A 15,663-nucleotide genomic window follows, 5' to 3' on the forward strand; every position below is an offset into this window, starting at 1 on the left:
AGCCATGTCCAAAACGGGCATTTCCTCACCTTTCATTCAGTCGGTCGACAACAAGATCCGAAAAATGATTCCATTGACACCAGAAACGCCTCATTCGCGTGCCGTGTCAGCCAGTCTGGTCAAACTGGGCAACCTGCCCGGAGCACTCATGCCGGTGTTGCATGACATCCAGGACACGCTGGGTTTTATTCCTCCGGAATGCATTGATCAAATTGGCCAGGCGTTGAATTTATCGCGTGCCGAAGTGCATGGCGTCATCACCTTTTACCCTCATTTTCACACCACCCCCAAAGGGGCCGTACACATTGAAGTGTGTCGCGCCGAATCCTGTCAGGCCATGGGCTCGGCCAGGCTTGAAGCCCATATCCGTCAGGCTACCGGCTGTGACATGAATAGCACCAGTGCCGATGGCCAGGTGTCAGTTGACGCGGTTTATTGCCTGGGGTTGTGTGCCCAGTCGCCCAACATTATGATCAACGGTGAACCCTGTGCGCACGTCACACCGGAATCGTTTGATGAGTTGTATCGTGAACACACGGAGGCTGTCTCTGTATGACTATTCGAATCTTCATTCCCGCTGATGCAGCCGCGATTGCCGCCGGCGCAGAACGTGTGGTAACAGCCATTCGCAAGGAAGCCGAACAGCGCAACCTGGATATTACCGTGGTGCGTAACGGCTCCCGCGGATTGTTATGGCTGGAACCCATGATCGAAGTGCAAACAGACAGTGGCCGCGTGGCTTACGGTCCGGTCAAACCGGGCGACGTCGCGTCCCTGTTCGATGCCGATTTTCTGCATGGCGGCCAGCACGCGTTATCGCATGGCCTCACCGAAGAAATACCGTTCCTGAAAAACCAGGAGCGCCTGACCTTTGCGCGGGTTGGCATTACCGATCCGCTGTCGGTCAAAGACTATATGGCTCACGACGGGTTTGCAGGGCTGGCCAAAGCCCTCACCATGGTGCCTGCCGATATCGTGCAGGAAGTGACCGATTCCGGTCTGCGCGGCCGGGGCGGTGCGGCGTTCCCTACCGGCATCAAATGGAAAACCGTTCTGGGTACGCCCGCGCAGCAGAAATATATTGTTTGCAATGCCGACGAAGGCGACTCCGGCACCTTCTCCGATCGCATGCTGATGGAAGGGGATCCCTTGTGCCTGATCGAAGGCATGACCATCGCCGGGCTGGCAACCGGTGCTACTCAGGGATACATTTACATTCGTTCAGAATACCCGCATGCGATTGCCGCGTTAAACCGTGCCATCGGTGCAGCAACGCTTGCCAACTGGCTGGGAGAAAACATCCAGGGCAGCGATAAGTCCTTTTTTCTTGAAGTCCGCAAGGGCGCCGGCGCCTATATCTGCGGCGAAGAAACCTCGCTGCTGGATTCGCTCGAAGGCAAGCGTGGTCTGGTGCGCGCCAAACCGCCGCTGCCGGCCATCAAGGGCCTTTTCGGCAAACCCACGGTCATCAATAATGTGATTTCGCTGGCATCGGTTCCGTACATTCTCGCCAACGGCGGCCAGGCGTATGCCAACTTCGGCATGGGCCGCTCCAAAGGCACGCTGCCGTTTCAGCTGGCGGGCAATCTGCGCCACGGCGGCTTAGTAGAAAAAGCCTTTGGCCTGACCCTGCGCGAACTGCTTTATGATTATGGCGGCGGTAGTGCCAGCGGTCGACCCATCAAAGCGGTACAGGTTGGCGGCCCGCTGGGCGCATACCTGCCGGAATCGCAATGGGATGTGCCGATGGATTACGAAGCCTACATGAAAGTGTCGGCCATGATCGGTCACGGTGGGATTGTCGCGTTCGATGATACGGCCAAAATGAATGAGCTGGCCCGTTACGCCATGGAGTTCTGTGCGGTCGAGTCCTGTGGAAAATGCACGCCCTGTCGTATCGGCTCCACTCGCGGCACCGAAGTGATAGACCGCATCAGCGCCAACGAAAATCGTCAGGAAAATGTAGAACTGCTGCGCGATTTGTGCGATACCATGCTGGGCGGCTCGCTATGCGCCCTGGGCGGCATGACTCCCTACCCTGTCCTGTCCGCCCTGCAGCACTTCCCTGCCGATTTTGGCATTGAAGCGAGCACAGAAACCGAACATTCATAAACCAAAACAATAATTATCCGCTGCCGCAACCGGCAAGGAGAGCCAAATGTTAGAAACCGTCGTCAAACGTGATATCGATCTGGGTACACCCGAGAGCATTTCCGACAAACTGGTTTCCGTCACCATTGACGGTTACGACATCTCAGTGCCTGAAGGCACATCGGTCATGCGCGCTGCGGCGCTCAATGGCGTGAACATCCCCAAACTGTGCGCCACCGACAGCATCGAAGCCTTCGGCTCATGCCGCTTGTGCCTGGTCGAAATCGAAGGCCGTCGCGGTTACCCGGCCTCCTGTACCACCCCGGTAGAAGAAGGTATGGTAATCCGCACCGAAACACCCAAGCTGCATCAGCTGCGACGCGGCGTCATGGAATTGTATATTTCCGATCACCCCCTGGATTGCCTGACCTGCCCGTCCAATGGTGACTGCGAGCTGCAGGATATGGCAGGTGTGGTTGGCCTGCGCAACGTACGCTATGGCTACGAAGGCGCCAACCACCTGAAAGACCAGAAGGATGAATCCAATCCGTATTTCACTTATGATCCGAGCAAATGCATTGTCTGCAACCGCTGCGTCCGCGCCTGCGAAGAAACGCAGGGAACCTTTGCCCTGACCATTTCCGGTAAAGGATTTGCCTCACGCGTTTCTCCCGGCCAGAGTCAGTCGTTCATGGACAGTGAATGCGTGTCCTGCGGCGCCTGCGTGCAGGCCTGCCCAACCGCAACACTGGAAGACAAAAGCATTATCGAACTGGGTCAGGCCGATCATGCTGTCATCACCACCTGCGCCTATTGCGGGGTGGGTTGTGGGTTCAAGGCCGAAATGAAAGGCGAGACCGTGGTTCGCATGACGCCCTGGAAAGACGGCCAGGCCAACCGTGGTCACTCCTGCGTCAAGGGGCGTTTTGCCTGGAGCTACGCAACCCACAAGGAACGCATTACCAAACCCATGATTCGCAAAAGTATCTCCGACCCATGGACCGAAGTATCGTGGGACGAAGCCATTGGTTATGCGGCCAGCGAATTCAAGCGCCTGCAGAGCAAGTATGGACGTGATTCCGTAGGCGGCATCACCTCATCGCGCTGTACCAATGAAGAAACCTGGCTGGTGCAAAAACTGGTGCGCGCCGCCTTCAATACCAATAACGTGGACACCTGCGCCCGCGTCTGTCACTCACCTACCGGCTATGGCCTGAAGACAACACTGGGCGAATCCGCCGGTACGCAGACATTTGATTCGGTCATGTTCACCGATGTGGTGATCGTCATGGGTGCAAACCCAAGCGCCGCTCACCCGGTTTTCGCATCACGCCTGAAAAAACGCCTGCGTCAGGGCGCGCGCCTGATCGTTATTGATCCGCGCCAGACCGAACTGGTCAGCTCACCACACATTCGTGCCGATTACCATCTGCAGGTGCGTCCGGGCACCAACGTCGCGCTGCTGTCAGCCTTGTCTCACGTGATCGCAACCGAGAATCTGATCGACCTGGATTTTGTCCGCGAACGTTGTGAAGAAAAGGCGTTCAAGGAATGGCTGGATTTTGTCAGCCTGCCGGAAAATTCACCAGAAGCCATGCAGGAAGAAACCGGCGTGCCGGCCGAGCAAATTCGTGGCGCAGCCCGACTGTTCGCCACCGGCGGCAACGGCTCCATCTATTATGGACTGGGCGTAACAGAGCACAGCCAGGGCTCCACCACCGTGATGGCGATCGCTAACCTGGCCATGGCCACCGGCAATATCGGCCGTGAAGGCGTAGGGGTCAATCCACTGCGCGGGCAGAATAACGTACAGGGTTCCTGCGACATGGGTTCATTCCCGCACGAGCTGCCTGGCTATCGCCATATTTCCGATAACGTCACCCGTCACGAATTTGAACAAGCCTGGAATGTCACATTGCAGCCCGAACCCGGCCTGCGCATCCCGAATATGTTCGATGCCGCGCTGGAAGGCACGTTCAAGGGACTGTACTGCCAGGGTGAAGACATTGTGCAATCGGATCCGGACACCCAGCATGTGGCCGCATCACTGTCTGCCATGGAGTGCGTGGTGATCCAGGATATTTTCCTGAATGAAACCGCCAAGTACGCGCATGTCTTCCTGCCTGGCTCAACCTTCCTGGAAAAAGACGGCACGTTTACCAACGCAGAACGACGTATTTCACGGGTGCGCAAGGTCATGGAACCGGCCAGCGGCATGGCAGACTGGGAAATCACCTGCGCCCTGTCCAATGCGCTGGGCTATCCGATGAACTACACCCACCCATCCGAAATCATGGACGAAATCGCGGCACTGACGCCTACCTTTACCGGAGTCTCGTTCGATCTCATCACAAAAATGGGTAGTGTGCAGTGGCCCTGCAATGAAGAAGCGCCGGAAGGCACACCGATCATGCACATTGACGAATTCGTACGCGGCAAAGGCAAGTTCATGATTACCAAGTACATTCCAACGGACGAAAGAAGCACGCGTAAATTTCCATTGCTCTTTACAACCGGACGGATTCTGTCGCAATACAACGTGGGTGCGCAAACGCGTAGAACGCCGAATGTGGCATGGCATTCCGAAGACGTGCTGGAAATTCACCCGGTTGACGCCGAGGATCGCGGTATCAGCCAGGGCGACTGGGTCGGCATCCAGAGCCGTGCCGGTGAAACGGTATTGCGGGCCGACGTCACAACACGGGTTCAGCCGGGCGTGGTTTACACCACCTTCCACTTCCCTGAATCCGGTGCGAACGTGGTCACCACCGATAACTCGGACTGGGCCACCAATTGCCCTGAGTACAAGGTCACTGCAGTACAGGTTACCCGCGTCACGCAGCCATCGGCCTGGCAGAACAAATGGTCCGAATTCAATCGTGAACAGCGCGCACTTCTGAAAAATCGTGTCACGATGGATGAAACATCGGTAACCAGCTAACGACAGGATTTCTTCTTGATGGATAAGGTCGTCATCCCTGATTCAACGGCCGCCTTAAAGGGCAGTGCTCTGGCTGAGCCGGCTGCACTGTCCGCAGCTGTAGAGCGCAGCCGTCACCTGCGCGTCAACCGCGTGCGCGATGGGATTCTGCAATCACAAACCGAGAACGATGCGGTTGCGGTTGAAACACCGGTAGCTGTTGAATTCAATGAAATCAATCATGCTGTCATGCTGGCCACCCCGGACGATCTGGAAGATTTTGTCTGGGGTTTTTGCCTGACTGAAGGCATTGTGCGCTCGTCCGATGACATTCGTGATATCGAACAGGAACGCACAGCGCTGGGCATCATTATGCATGTCCAGATCAGCCCCGCATGCATGCAGTTTCTCAAAGAGCGACGCCGGCAAATGGCCGGCCGCACCGCCTGCGGCCTTTGCGGCGTTGAAACGCTGGCCGCGGTGCGCAGACTACCACCGGTGGCGCCCCCCAGTCGCACCGGCAACGCCTACCTATCGGTCAATGAACCTCCCGCGCAACATCATGACCTGCACGCCAAACCAGCAGGCATGACGCTGGTACAACTGCTCCAGGCCATGGACGCGCTGCGCGCGCAACAAGCGCTGCACCAGGAAACCGGCGCTACCCATGCCGCCGCCTGGGTGGCTGCCGGCAGCCAGAGCCCGTCTTTCATCAGGGAAGACGTAGGCCGTCATAACGCACTGGACAAAACCATCGGTGCCCTGCTGCGCAACAGCCAACCCATCGGCCAGGGCGCACTATTGGTATCGAGTCGCGCCAGCTTTGAGATGGTACAGAAAGCTGCAATGGCAGGCTGTCCGGTACTGGCGGCGGTCTCGGCACCCACTTCGGCAGCAATTGCGCTGGCCGAAGAAACCGGCATCACGCTGCTGGGCTTTACGCGCGGTCAGCAGGCCACCATCTACGCACATCCACAACGCTTTTAATTATTATCGGATAAAGGTAAAAGACCATGACCTCTCCACATGTATTCAATACAACTGCAATGCTCATCAAAATGGCAAACCAGATCGCCAGTTTTTTCGAAGCCCTGCCCGATAAAGAGGAAGGCCTGCAAAGCGTCTACCAGCATATCCGCAAGTTCTGGGAACCACGCATGCGTACCGCCCTGCTCGATTTTCTGGAACAGCATCCGGACGGGCAGGACGGAGAAATAGCCCTTTCAGCGTTCGCGCTGGAAGCCATCAATAACCACAAGGCAGACCTCAAACCAGCAGAACCAACCACGCCATCAGCTACACCCGTTGCACCATAAGGCCATCACGGCCCTACATAATCCATAATCCAAGGAGACACTTATGAATCAAGCCGTTACCCGTGGCGGATTCTTCAGTAAGGAGCGGATCACAGCCGGTCCTGGTTTTAATAGGTGGATGGTTCCGCCTGCGGCATTAGCCATCCATCTATGTATCGGACAGGCCTATGCCTTTTCCGTATTCAATAAACCAATGACCCAGTTGCTGGGTATTTCCGAATCGGCGCCAGATGACTGGACCATTCCGCAGTTGGGCTGGATTTTCAGTATTGCCATTGTTTTTCTCGGCCTGTCTGCTGCCTTTGCCGGCAAGTGGCTGGAAGAAGTAGGCCCACGTAAAGCGATGTTCACCGCTGCCTGCTGCTTCGGTGGTGGCTTTATGGTAGCCGCGCTGGGCCTGCAACTGCATCAGTTATGGATGGTCTATTTCGGCTATGGCGTCCTGGGCGGCATCGGCCTGGGCGTGGGCTATGTCTCGCCTGTCTCGACACTGATTAAATGGTTTCCCGACAGACGCGGCATGGCCACCGGCATGGCCATTATGGGTTTTGGCGGCGGCGCCATGATCGCCTCGCCGCTGTCACTTAAACTGATGAACGCCTTCAAGTCCGAAACCTCCATGGGGGTAACCGAGACCTTTCTGGTACTGGGTATCGTGTACTTTATCTACATGTGCATAGGCGCGCTCGCCGTACGTATTCCGCCTGCAGACTGGAAGCCTGAAGGCTGGACACCGCCGGTACAGCAAAATGCCATGATCTCCCGCAATCACGTACACATTGACCGCGCGATCAAGACCCCTCAGTTCTGGCTTCTGTGGTGGGCGCTGTGCCTGAACGTGACCGCCGGTATCGGTGTACTTGGCCAGGCATCACTCATGATTCAGGAGAGCTTCCAGGGCATGATCACGGCAGCGGCGGCGGCCGGCTTTGTGGGCTTGTTGTCACTGGCCAATATGAGCGGACGCTTCCTGTGGTCAACCGTCTCGGACTATATCGGTCGTAAGGTGACCTACGGCACCTTCTTTGTTCTGGGCACGATTCTGTATCTGCTGGTGCCGGGCATGGGCACAGCGGGCCACGTGACCCTTTTTGTGCTGTTCTATCTGGTGATCCTGTCCATGTATGGCGGCGGCTTCTCCACAGTGCCCGCCTATCTGGCCGACCTTTTCGGCACACGTTATGTGGGTGGCATCCATGGCCGCCTGCTGACAGCCTGGTCGGCTGCAGGTATTTTCGGTCCGGTGCTGGTCAATTACATTCGTGATTATCAGCTGCAAATGGGCATCCCGCGTTCCGACGTGTATATCTACACCATGTACGTGATGGCCGGGTTGCTGGTCATCGGTTTCATCTGCAATATGATGATCCGTCCGGTCAGTGCCGAGCATCATATGTCGGCAGAAAACATTGCTGCCGAGCCGATTGCGGCTGGCGCCAAATAACAGGGAGTGCATAAATGGAAAATACGACTCAACGAAAAACCCCGGTCGCGCTGATCGTGGCTTTCTGGCTGCTGGTTGGCATCCCGCTGGTATGGGGTGTCTCCAACACCATCATTACTGCCGCAGCCTTGTTCAAATAATCACCTGACGGTAACCGGACCCCCGGCGGCGTGCATACGCTGGCCGCCCGGGCATATCTGGCCACCGCCGTCAATTGCTCCGTAACGCCGCAAAAAAGCACTGCTTGTTGCGGCGTTTTTCTATAATGTGAGCACAGCTTGAGGCGTATCGCGCCCGGCCTTTGTTCAAGGAACCCTCATGAGCACTCACAAGCGCGTCCTTCTGGTCGAAGACGACATCAGTATTGCGGCCAATATCTGCAGCTACCTGGAAAAGAAAAACTATATGGTGGATGTCGCCTATGAAGGCAATGCCGCTATTTCCCTGCTTGGTCAGTATGTCTTTGACGCGGTTGTGCTGGATCTCGGACTACCCGGCAAAAACGGCTTTGACGTGCTGCAATACATCCGTAACCAGGCCATGCTCAGCACCCCGGTGGTTATTCTCACCGCACGCGATGATCTGCAGGACAAACTCACCGGTTTTTCCCTGGGCACCGATGATTATCTGACCAAACCGTTTTCCCTGAGTGAGCTGGAGGCGCGGGTGAATGCACTCATCAAGCGCGCCACCGGCAATGTCGCCAATCCGGTGCGACGCTGGGGCCAGATCGAGATCGATACGCGTTCGCACATTGTTTCCATCAAGGGCCTGCCGATACATCTGACGCGCAAATCCTACGACATTCTGAGTACCTTCGTGCAGCATCCCGGTGAAGTCATTACCAAAGAGCGCTTCGAGAGTCTGTTGTGGGCCGATGATCCGAAATCCTCGGACGCCCTGCGCAGTCAGATTCATTTGCTGCGCAAGGCGCTGGCCGAACACGATTGTGATGTCATTGAAACGGTCCATGGCACCGGATGGCGTCTTGGCAAAGCGGAAGAACCAACATGAAAAGCCGCGGCTCATTGTCCTTAACGCAACGCATGGCGCTGGCACTGACCGGCGCCGTCACGCTTTTTGTCGTGGTCCTGTGCATCCTGTCGCTCTGGGCGTTCGACAGTATGGAAGACAATCTGGTGGACTCCACCCTGCTGGCTGAAAGGGACCGCATTGTTGCGCTGGACACCCATCAGGCCAATCCCACCGGTGCCGGCGTGCAGGAAAGTCTGAACCAGCCTATCCGACGCTGGGACATTGCCACGCCCGGAGACGAGAACCAGTTGCCACCCATGTTGCGCAACCTGGACGTTGGTGCACACTTCATGCATCCGGGCGACGATACCTGGCACGTACTGGTTTTTATGCGGGATGAAGGCAAAACGGTCCTGCTTTACGACGCAACCCTCAATGAGCGCCGCGTGCATGACTTTGCCCTCATCGTCATTATGGCAGGCCTGCTCTGCATCGGCCTATCGTATTTTCTGGCGCGCAGTGTCTCCAGGCGCATTACCGATCCGGTACAAAGCCTGACCCAGACCCTGTCCACGTGGGCGCCCGGCGCATCAAACCTCTCACCCAGCCGAAATGACGAAGTGGGTCGCCTGATCGAAGCGTTCAACCGAATGCAAAGCCAGGTGGAAAAATCCATTGCGCAGGAAAAGGAGTTTTCTGCCAATCTGAATCATGAAATACGTACACCACTTACCACGATTCGCACCGATGCCGAACTGGCGCTGGAAGACGCCCAGATACTTGACGAAACCCGCATGCGATTAAAGCGTACCATCAGCAATGTGGATCTGATTACCGACACACTGGAGAGTACCGTTCATCTGAAAACACAGGCGCGGCAAAACCCTGAGCCGGTCAACCTGCACGATTGCCTTGAAAATGCCTGGAGCACCAGCACCGGTGATGATGAGCTGATCAACTTGCAACTGGTCAACCAGTTGCTGCCGGGCGAAGTCATGACGGTTAATCGCTATGCGATGCAGATGATTATGCGCAACCTGATTCGCAACGCCCTGGAACATGCAGATGCCACGACCCTGACGGTCTATCTGTCGGGCACACGACTGTATTTCGAAGATAATGGCAAGGGTATTGCCCAGGCCGATCTGCCCCGAATTTTTGAACGTTATTATAGTGGGCACACACGTGATACACAGCCTGCAGAAGACGACAGCCTCCTTGCGGAGGCACCGCAGCGCCGCGGGTTGGGCCTGGCTATTGTGCAACACATTTGTGAACTGGAACACTGGACCATCCGCGCCGAATCGTCCACTCAGCCGGGTGCGTCCATGACGCGCTTTATATTGCAGGTATCATAAGCGGGCTGACCGTATTGACGCCACGGCCATACCCTGTTGCCATACCATGCAAATTCGCCTCAGGCCTGCCTGCGGGCGAATCGCCATGTTGAAAACGGCTAAAAACGGGCGAAAAACAAAACGCCCGATTAACTGCCGCTTTGCTCTTTCAGCCGATACACCAATACCGATGTATGGGCCAGCGACAGCACTTTGGTTGTCACGCTACCGAGCAGCAGGCGGGATAGCCCGCTGCGACCGTGGCTGGCGATATAAATAAGATCGCAGCCATTTTCCTTGGCTGCTTCGACAATACCGTCAGCAACACTGTAATTGGAAATGATGAGCGAGGTTGCTTTTACATTTGCAGTCTGGGCTCGATCCAGCACCGGCTTCAGATAAGACTCGGCCTCCTTGCGCGCAGCCTCTTCATAGTCACCATCAGAGATGGCGTAGGAAGCGGCCATGCCGTCAAAACCGATCAATGTTGAAAAGGGTTGCGTCACATTGATGGCGATCACCTCGGCGCTGTTCTGCCGTGCAAAGCAAATGCCTGAATTGGCTGCCCGCGCAGAAATGTCCGAACCGTCGATAGGGAGAAGAATTTTATTGAACATAGTGGGACTCCTTAAGACTGCGATGTTTCCTGTTTAGCCGCATTATATAAATGCGTGCACCGCGTACCCGAGCGGCAGTATGCCAGCACCGGTGCGGGTAAGGTGTCAAGATATTGGCGAAAAGCCCTGACGTCATCGGGTGTAATGGCGCCACTGACGACAGGCTGATAAACCACCGTCAGACCAGCCTGCTCACCGGCTTTGATCACATCGGCCGAAGCCGGCTGCGAGTCACCACCTTCATAATCGGGACGGTTGATAATGACACTGCGATAGCCCGCTGCCTTGACAGCGGCCATATCTTCAGCGCCCAGCTGAGGCGCGACCGCCAGCGTGTCACTTAACGGGGTAATGGGTGTTGACATATGTCCTCACAGAGTGTCGGGCAGAAACGCGGCTGGATATACAGCGAACAGAAACCAGCTCCGACAGTTTGATGCCAGGGCATCATGATTGAAGATTGCCTGAACTGCCATTTGCCACCTGATCACAGCTGAAATAGCGTGCAGCAAAGGAGCGAAATAGGACAGCGGCCCGAAATGATTTTATGCCAGTTTAACGCAGCATCTGATACAAATTTAACCCAATATCTATAAAATAGCATCAGTAATTTCACCACGATCTGATTTAAAACAGTAAATGACTGATTTCTTCCGCGTTCGTCCGGCAACCGCTCAGGACATGTCTGCCGTCGCGCAAATTTATGCCTGGCATGTACTGCACGGCATTGCGACTTTTGAAGAAACCGTACCAGATCAAAACCAAATGCTTGAGCGTTTTACCCAGATCACCGCACAGGGTTATCCCTATATCGTTGCGGAAAAAGACGGCGAGGTTATCGGCTATGCATACGCATCTTCGTTTCGACCACGCATAGCCTATCGCTATACAGTTGAGAATGCCATTTATCTGCGCCATGATCTCGGACGCATGGGTGCAGGATCCCAATTGCTGGCTGAATTGATCCGACTCTGCGAGGCGGGCCCCTGGCGCCAGATGATCGCCGTGATCGGCAATAGCGCCAATGCCGGGTCCATAGCGGTACACCGCAAGGCCGGCTTTGAAATGATTGGTACGCTGCGCGCGACCGGCTTCAAACACGGCCAGTGGGTTGATACGGTCATGATGCAGCGCGCCCTGTCAGGCGGCGCCCAGACGCTACCCGATAACACGGACACAAGCCCGCTCGCGCCCTAGCGTTCGGCACTCAGGTTGGATAGCGTGCCAGCCGAGTGGCCTGCGCGGTGAGCAATTGCCCAAAGGCATCGCTTTTGAGGAACGCGAATTCCGCCGCCCGCTGCTCGCCAATACTATCTTTCGGATCGACACCATCTGCCGGATGGCACATAATGACAATCCGCTCTCCGGCTTCGGCCAGCCACTCCCGCATATGCTGCTCGAAACGGGCGCTGCCACCAGCCAGCGCGTAGATACCGGCAAAATCGTCGTTATAGGGAAAATCAATACGCTGCAGGCGTCGACGCAGCGCACTACTGCCCAGCAGCGCGATCAGCCGCGCCTTCCATTGCAAGCCCCGGGCCAGCGAAGCATTGCGCATCGCCGTAGAGCGCACCCAGAAATCATCACAATCGTAACGCCGAATCAGCACATCCATCAGCGCGTCACGGATTTGCGGAAACTGGTGAACATGCTGATGACCGTCAAAAAAATCCGGCTCGCGTTTCATATGCTTTTCAAACAGATCGCATTGGCGTTCAATGGAGCGCACTAAAATGGCCGGCTTCAGCCGGCGCAGCCATGCACTCACCATCAGGCGCGACAGGGGCTGGTGAAAATGAGTATCCTGTCCCAGTTGCTCGGTGAAATTAATATGCAAGCCGATGTCAATATCCAGGCCGCGCAACTGGTGCGCGCCTGCTGCCCACGCATCCGCCTGCGTCAGGCAACTGGTGGCACTGATCCGGTGCGCGGCAGCCAGTTGAAAGACAGCCTGATTGACGTACTCATTCAAACCGAAATCATCAACGCAGAGGGTAAGCTGTTTTTTCTTGTGTGCCATATCGCATTCTGTCCCGGTTGGTTATTTCAGATAAGCCATTGCTGATACACCTTCTACCAGACAATACCCCTATCATAAACCGTCGGACAGATGTCCTGGTGTGGAATCCCTGTCTACAGGATGCAGATCTGCATTGAACACGCGTGGCGAACCCTGAACCAGACCCTGGCCCATTTGCCGGCTCACAATAAACAGTGGTCGACGTTTTACTTCTTCGTAGATATGCGCCACATATTCGCCCACCATCCCAACCGAGATCAGAATAATACCCGCCAGAAAACTCTGAGCCACGATCAGTGTGGAATAGCCACGCACCGGGTTGCCAATCATCAAATATTCGAAGACAACATACAAACCGTATAACAGTGCCAGACCGGCCAGCAGCATACCGCCGAACATGGCTACGCGTAACGGCCAGGTGGTGAATGCCGTCAGGCCCTGCAGGCCATGACCGATCAGACGGAACAAACTGAAACTGGATGCACCGAAGCGCCGTTCATCCGGCTGGTAATACACCGCTTGCGTGCGGAAACCCACCCACGCATACAGCCCTTTCATAAAGCGCGTACGTTCAGGCAACTGACACAGCGCCTGCACGACCTTACGATCAAGCAAACGAAAATCGCAGGCATCGGGCTGGATCCTGACCTTGCCGGTGCCTTTCATCAGAAAATAGAATAAGCGTGTGCCTATGCGCTTGAGCAGCCGCTCATCGTCACGCGCTTCACGTACTGCATAAACCATATCTATGCCCTGCTCCCAATGCGCAACCATACGGGCAATGAGTGCAGGGGGATGCTGCAAGTCGGCATCCATCGTGACAACGACCTGGCCCATTGCCAGCTCCAGCCCCGCGCTCAACGCGGCCTCTTTGCCGAAATTGCGTGACAATTGCAGATAGCGCACGCGAGCGTCGCGCCGGCAAAACTCGCTCATGAACTCCGGCGTATCATCGCTGCTACCGTCATCTACAACAATGATCTCCAGACATGCAAATGCATCATGCAGCAACACGATCAACATGGGCAGCAGGATGCGCAGGCTACGCGCCTCGTTCAGGGCCGGGATAACACAACTGACCGACGCCTCTGTGGCCTTGCGCACGCGCGGCATAGCGACCGGCGCCACAGGTACGTCGCCGGCGGCCGCCCGCACGTCGCTATGGCTCTCTTGCGGGCATTGCCGCATCTCTCGGTGTCTGGAATACACGGTCATTTTGGTCATTAAAGCGCAGAAAACCAAACTATAGGACCGGGGACGTTAAATTTCCGTGAAATTGCCAGGCGTGCTATTGGCAGCGCAACAACAGTCGGTGCCAGGCAAAAAAAGGCAATGCCCTATCGACACCTTGCCAGCGAGTGGCGGGTGCCCATCAGGCGGCAGGCGGAGGGTTGGTGAGCTTGCGCCATAAACTGAGACCACCGGCAGCCTGATCCAGCCCATCCAGATAAGCGGCGTGCTCAGCAATCTCCGCCTCTGTGGCCACTTCGACCCTCAGAATACTGGCATCAAACGTTGCCACCGCCGGCTGGCCTGCCTCCTGGCGCGGCTGATCGCTGTGTTCCATGACCAGGCCAAACTGGCCACGGGTCATCGCCAGCCAGACTTCAGCCAGCAGCTCGGCATCCAGCAAGGCGCCGTGCAGGGTCCGGTGCGCGTTGGAAACACCCAGCCGCTCGCACAACATATCCAGACTGTTGCGCTTGCCCGGGTACTGTTCCCGCGCCATGGCCAGGGTATCGTGAATTGCCGCCGCACTCTGATCCAGCGGTGGCATGCCCACCCGGGCAAACTCCGCATTCATGAACTTGACGTCAAACGCGGCATTATGAATGTAAATTTCTGTCCCTTTCAGGTATTCAAAAATACGCGCTGCTTCATCTTCAAAGCGATTGAACTGGGACAGAAATTCAGTGGTCAGCCCGTGCACTTCAAGCGCGCCGGGCGAGCTTTCCCTGTCAGGATTGAAATAAATATGCAGATTATTCCCGGTGAACTGACGGTCGATCAGTTCCACACACCCGAGTTCGACGATCCGGTCGCCTTCGGCCGGATCAAAGCCGGTGGTTTCCGTATCGAGAATAATTTGTCGCATTGCCTGCAATCCTTACGCCATGCCCGGGACAATGGTAGAGAACCCTGCGTCCACATGCACAATTTCACCTGTAATACCGGCAGCCAGGTCGGACAGCAAAAATGCTGCCGTATTGCCCACATCTTCAATAGTCACGTTGCGTTTGAGCGGTGCATGGGCCGAAACAAAATTAAGGATAGAAGAAAAATCCTTGATGCCGCTGGCAGCCAGTGTTTTGATCGGGCCGGCAGAAATACCGTTAGCACGCATGCCTTCGGCGCCCAGTGCCGTGGCCAGATAGCGAACACTGGCTTCCAGTGAGGCTTTGGCCAGACCCATGGTATTGTAGTTAGGCACGACCTTTTCCGCACCCAGATAGGTCAGCGTCAGCACTGAGCCCTGGCGTGCCTTGAGCAAAGGCAACGCTGCCTTGGCCAGGGCAGGAAAGCTGTACACTGAAATATCATGGGCAATGCGGAAGTTTTCACGGGACAGCCCGTCCAGGAAGTTGCCCGCAATCGCTTCACGAGGTGCAAAGCCGATAGAGTGCACCAGCCCGTCGAGCCCGTCCCAATGTTGCGCCAGCTGCTCAAACGTGGCGTCAATCTGCGCATCTTCAGCGACATCACAGGGAATCACAATATTGCTGCCAAAATCAGCGGCAAATTCGGTTACGCGGTCCTTGAAACGGTCTCCCACGTAGGTAAACGCCAGTTCAGCCCCCTGTGCCTTGCATGCGGCAGCAATGCCGTAGGCGATTGAACGGTTCGAAATGACGCCCGTGACCAGGATTCGTTTATTTGCAAGAAAGCCCATTTGCTGTCCTAATTGTTTTTCAATGACGGCCATTATAAAAAAAATGCGCAATG

The 15,663-nt window shown here is 55.9% G+C and carries 16 protein-coding genes; 10 read left to right on the forward strand and 6 right to left on the reverse strand.

Translation table 11 applies throughout. The annotated features are described in order from the left end of the window. Positions 1-4: 4 nt before the first annotated feature. From MIM_RS14960 to MIM_RS14995, 9 genes are all read left to right on the forward strand, one after another. Entirely contained in the window at positions 5-556 is a 552-nt protein-coding gene (locus tag MIM_RS14960; RefSeq protein ID WP_025373569.1) for a formate dehydrogenase subunit gamma, read from the forward strand. Next, positions 553-2,112 (forward strand): formate dehydrogenase beta subunit, encoded by a 1,560-nt coding sequence (locus MIM_RS14965; protein ID WP_025373570.1) that lies wholly within the window; start codon positions 553-555, stop codon positions 2,110-2,112. Before MIM_RS14960 ends, MIM_RS14965 begins: the two co-directional genes overlap by 4 nt. A gap of 46 nt (positions 2,113-2,158) precedes the next feature. Beyond that, positions 2,159-5,032, forward strand: a complete 2,874-nt coding sequence (gene fdhF / locus MIM_RS14970; RefSeq protein WP_025373571.1) for a formate dehydrogenase subunit alpha — start codon at positions 2,159-2,161, stop codon at positions 5,030-5,032. Positions 5,033-5,050: 18 nt separating this feature from the next. Beyond that, entirely contained in the window at positions 5,051-5,998 is a 948-nt protein-coding gene (locus tag MIM_RS14975; RefSeq protein WP_025373572.1) for a formate dehydrogenase accessory sulfurtransferase FdhD, read from the forward strand. 26 nt (positions 5,999-6,024) lie between these two features. Further along, the gene (locus MIM_RS14980; protein WP_025373573.1) at positions 6,025-6,327 is read left to right on the forward strand and encodes a formate dehydrogenase subunit delta; all 303 of its coding nucleotides are present in this window, start codon (positions 6,025-6,027) and stop codon (positions 6,325-6,327) included. A gap of 43 nt (positions 6,328-6,370) precedes the next feature. Then, entirely contained in the window at positions 6,371-7,771 is a 1,401-nt protein-coding gene (locus tag MIM_RS14985; RefSeq protein WP_025373574.1) for an L-lactate MFS transporter, read from the forward strand. Between the two features lie 14 nt (positions 7,772-7,785). After that, positions 7,786-7,911 carry an MFS transporter small subunit gene (locus MIM_RS22940; protein WP_144084655.1) on the forward strand — a complete coding sequence of 42 codons (126 nt, stop codon included), beginning with the start codon at positions 7,786-7,788 and terminating at the stop codon, positions 7,909-7,911. Positions 7,912-8,089: 178 nt separating this feature from the next. Continuing rightward, positions 8,090-8,785, forward strand: a complete 696-nt coding sequence (locus MIM_RS14990) for a response regulator transcription factor (protein ID WP_025373575.1) — start codon at positions 8,090-8,092, stop codon at positions 8,783-8,785. Beyond that, positions 8,782-10,104 (forward strand): sensor histidine kinase, encoded by a 1,323-nt coding sequence (locus MIM_RS14995; RefSeq protein ID WP_025373576.1) that lies wholly within the window; start codon positions 8,782-8,784, stop codon positions 10,102-10,104. Before MIM_RS14990 ends, MIM_RS14995 begins: the two co-directional genes overlap by 4 nt. 128 nt (positions 10,105-10,232) lie before the next feature. On the opposite strand, the gene MIM_RS15000 is transcribed toward MIM_RS14995, so the two are convergent. Further along, on the reverse strand, positions 10,233-10,700 hold the full coding sequence (locus MIM_RS15000) for a universal stress protein (protein WP_025373577.1): 468 nt from the start codon (positions 10,698-10,700) through the stop codon (positions 10,233-10,235). Between the two features lie 11 nt (positions 10,701-10,711). Beyond that, on the reverse strand, positions 10,712-11,065 hold the full coding sequence (locus MIM_RS15005) for a TIGR01244 family sulfur transferase (RefSeq protein WP_025373578.1): 354 nt from the start codon (positions 11,063-11,065) through the stop codon (positions 10,712-10,714). 274 nt (positions 11,066-11,339) lie between these two features. Here MIM_RS15005 and MIM_RS15010 point away from each other — a divergent pair, with 274 nt between their 5' ends. Further along, complete coding sequence (locus MIM_RS15010; RefSeq protein ID WP_025373579.1) at positions 11,340-11,897, forward strand: GNAT family N-acetyltransferase; 558 nt, start codon at positions 11,340-11,342, stop codon at positions 11,895-11,897. A 10-nt stretch (positions 11,898-11,907) separates the two neighbouring features. Here the strand turns inward: MIM_RS15010 and MIM_RS15015 are convergent, their stop codons facing one another. The 4 genes from MIM_RS15015 to fabI form a co-directional block, all read right to left on the reverse strand. Beyond that, positions 11,908-12,720: a ChbG/HpnK family deacetylase gene (locus tag MIM_RS15015; RefSeq protein ID WP_025373580.1), complete on the reverse strand. Its 813-nt coding sequence runs from the start codon at positions 12,718-12,720 to the stop codon at positions 11,908-11,910. A 72-nt stretch (positions 12,721-12,792) separates the two neighbouring features. Continuing rightward, on the reverse strand, positions 12,793-13,944 hold the full coding sequence (locus MIM_RS15020) for a glycosyltransferase family 2 protein (RefSeq protein WP_245592754.1): 1,152 nt from the start codon (positions 13,942-13,944) through the stop codon (positions 12,793-12,795). A 148-nt stretch (positions 13,945-14,092) separates the two neighbouring features. Continuing rightward, the gene (gene dnaQ / locus MIM_RS15025) at positions 14,093-14,815 is read right to left on the reverse strand and encodes a DNA polymerase III subunit epsilon (protein ID WP_025373582.1); all 723 of its coding nucleotides are present in this window, start codon (positions 14,813-14,815) and stop codon (positions 14,093-14,095) included. 12 nt (positions 14,816-14,827) lie between these two features. Then, positions 14,828-15,610: an enoyl-ACP reductase FabI gene (gene fabI, locus MIM_RS15030; RefSeq protein WP_025373583.1), complete on the reverse strand. Its 783-nt coding sequence runs from the start codon at positions 15,608-15,610 to the stop codon at positions 14,828-14,830. Positions 15,611-15,663 lie beyond the last annotated feature (53 nt).

The sequence above is a fragment of the Advenella mimigardefordensis DPN7 genome, assembly GCF_000521505.1.
In the GTDB taxonomy this organism is placed as follows: Bacteria; Pseudomonadota; Gammaproteobacteria; order Burkholderiales; family Burkholderiaceae_B; genus Advenella; species Advenella mimigardefordensis.

What these genes read in the sequence shown, in the direction of transcription:
- MIM_RS14960 (WP_025373569.1), top strand. Translation starts at nt 5, where the DNA reads ATGTCCAAAACGGGCATTTCCTCACCTTTCATTCAGTCGGTCGACAAC.
- MIM_RS14965 (WP_025373570.1), top strand. Translation starts at nt 553, where the DNA reads ATGACTATTCGAATCTTCATTCCCGCTGATGCAGCCGCGATTGCCGCC.
- fdhF (WP_025373571.1), top strand. Translation starts at nt 2,159, where the DNA reads ATGTTAGAAACCGTCGTCAAACGTGATATCGATCTGGGTACACCCGAG.
- MIM_RS14975 (WP_025373572.1), top strand. Translation starts at nt 5,051, where the DNA reads ATGGATAAGGTCGTCATCCCTGATTCAACGGCCGCCTTAAAGGGCAGT.
- MIM_RS14980 (WP_025373573.1), top strand. Translation starts at nt 6,025, where the DNA reads ATGACCTCTCCACATGTATTCAATACAACTGCAATGCTCATCAAAATG.
- MIM_RS14985 (WP_025373574.1), top strand. Translation starts at nt 6,371, where the DNA reads ATGAATCAAGCCGTTACCCGTGGCGGATTCTTCAGTAAGGAGCGGATC.
- MIM_RS22940 (WP_144084655.1), top strand. Translation starts at nt 7,786, where the DNA reads ATGGAAAATACGACTCAACGAAAAACCCCGGTCGCGCTGATCGTGGCT.
- MIM_RS14990 (WP_025373575.1), top strand. Translation starts at nt 8,090, where the DNA reads ATGAGCACTCACAAGCGCGTCCTTCTGGTCGAAGACGACATCAGTATT.
- MIM_RS14995 (WP_025373576.1), top strand. Translation starts at nt 8,782, where the DNA reads ATGAAAAGCCGCGGCTCATTGTCCTTAACGCAACGCATGGCGCTGGCA.
- MIM_RS15000 (WP_025373577.1), bottom strand. Translation starts at nt 10,700, where the DNA reads ATGTTCAATAAAATTCTTCTCCCTATCGACGGTTCGGACATTTCTGCG.
- MIM_RS15005 (WP_025373578.1), bottom strand. Translation starts at nt 11,065, where the DNA reads ATGTCAACACCCATTACCCCGTTAAGTGACACGCTGGCGGTCGCGCCT.
- MIM_RS15010 (WP_025373579.1), top strand. Translation starts at nt 11,340, where the DNA reads ATGACTGATTTCTTCCGCGTTCGTCCGGCAACCGCTCAGGACATGTCT.
- MIM_RS15015 (WP_025373580.1), bottom strand. Translation starts at nt 12,720, where the DNA reads ATGGCACACAAGAAAAAACAGCTTACCCTCTGCGTTGATGATTTCGGT.
- MIM_RS15020 (WP_245592754.1), bottom strand. Translation starts at nt 13,944, where the DNA reads ATGACCAAAATGACCGTGTATTCCAGACACCGAGAGATGCGGCAATGC.
- dnaQ (WP_025373582.1), bottom strand. Translation starts at nt 14,815, where the DNA reads ATGCGACAAATTATTCTCGATACGGAAACCACCGGCTTTGATCCGGCC.
- fabI (WP_025373583.1), bottom strand. Translation starts at nt 15,610, where the DNA reads ATGGGCTTTCTTGCAAATAAACGAATCCTGGTCACGGGCGTCATTTCG.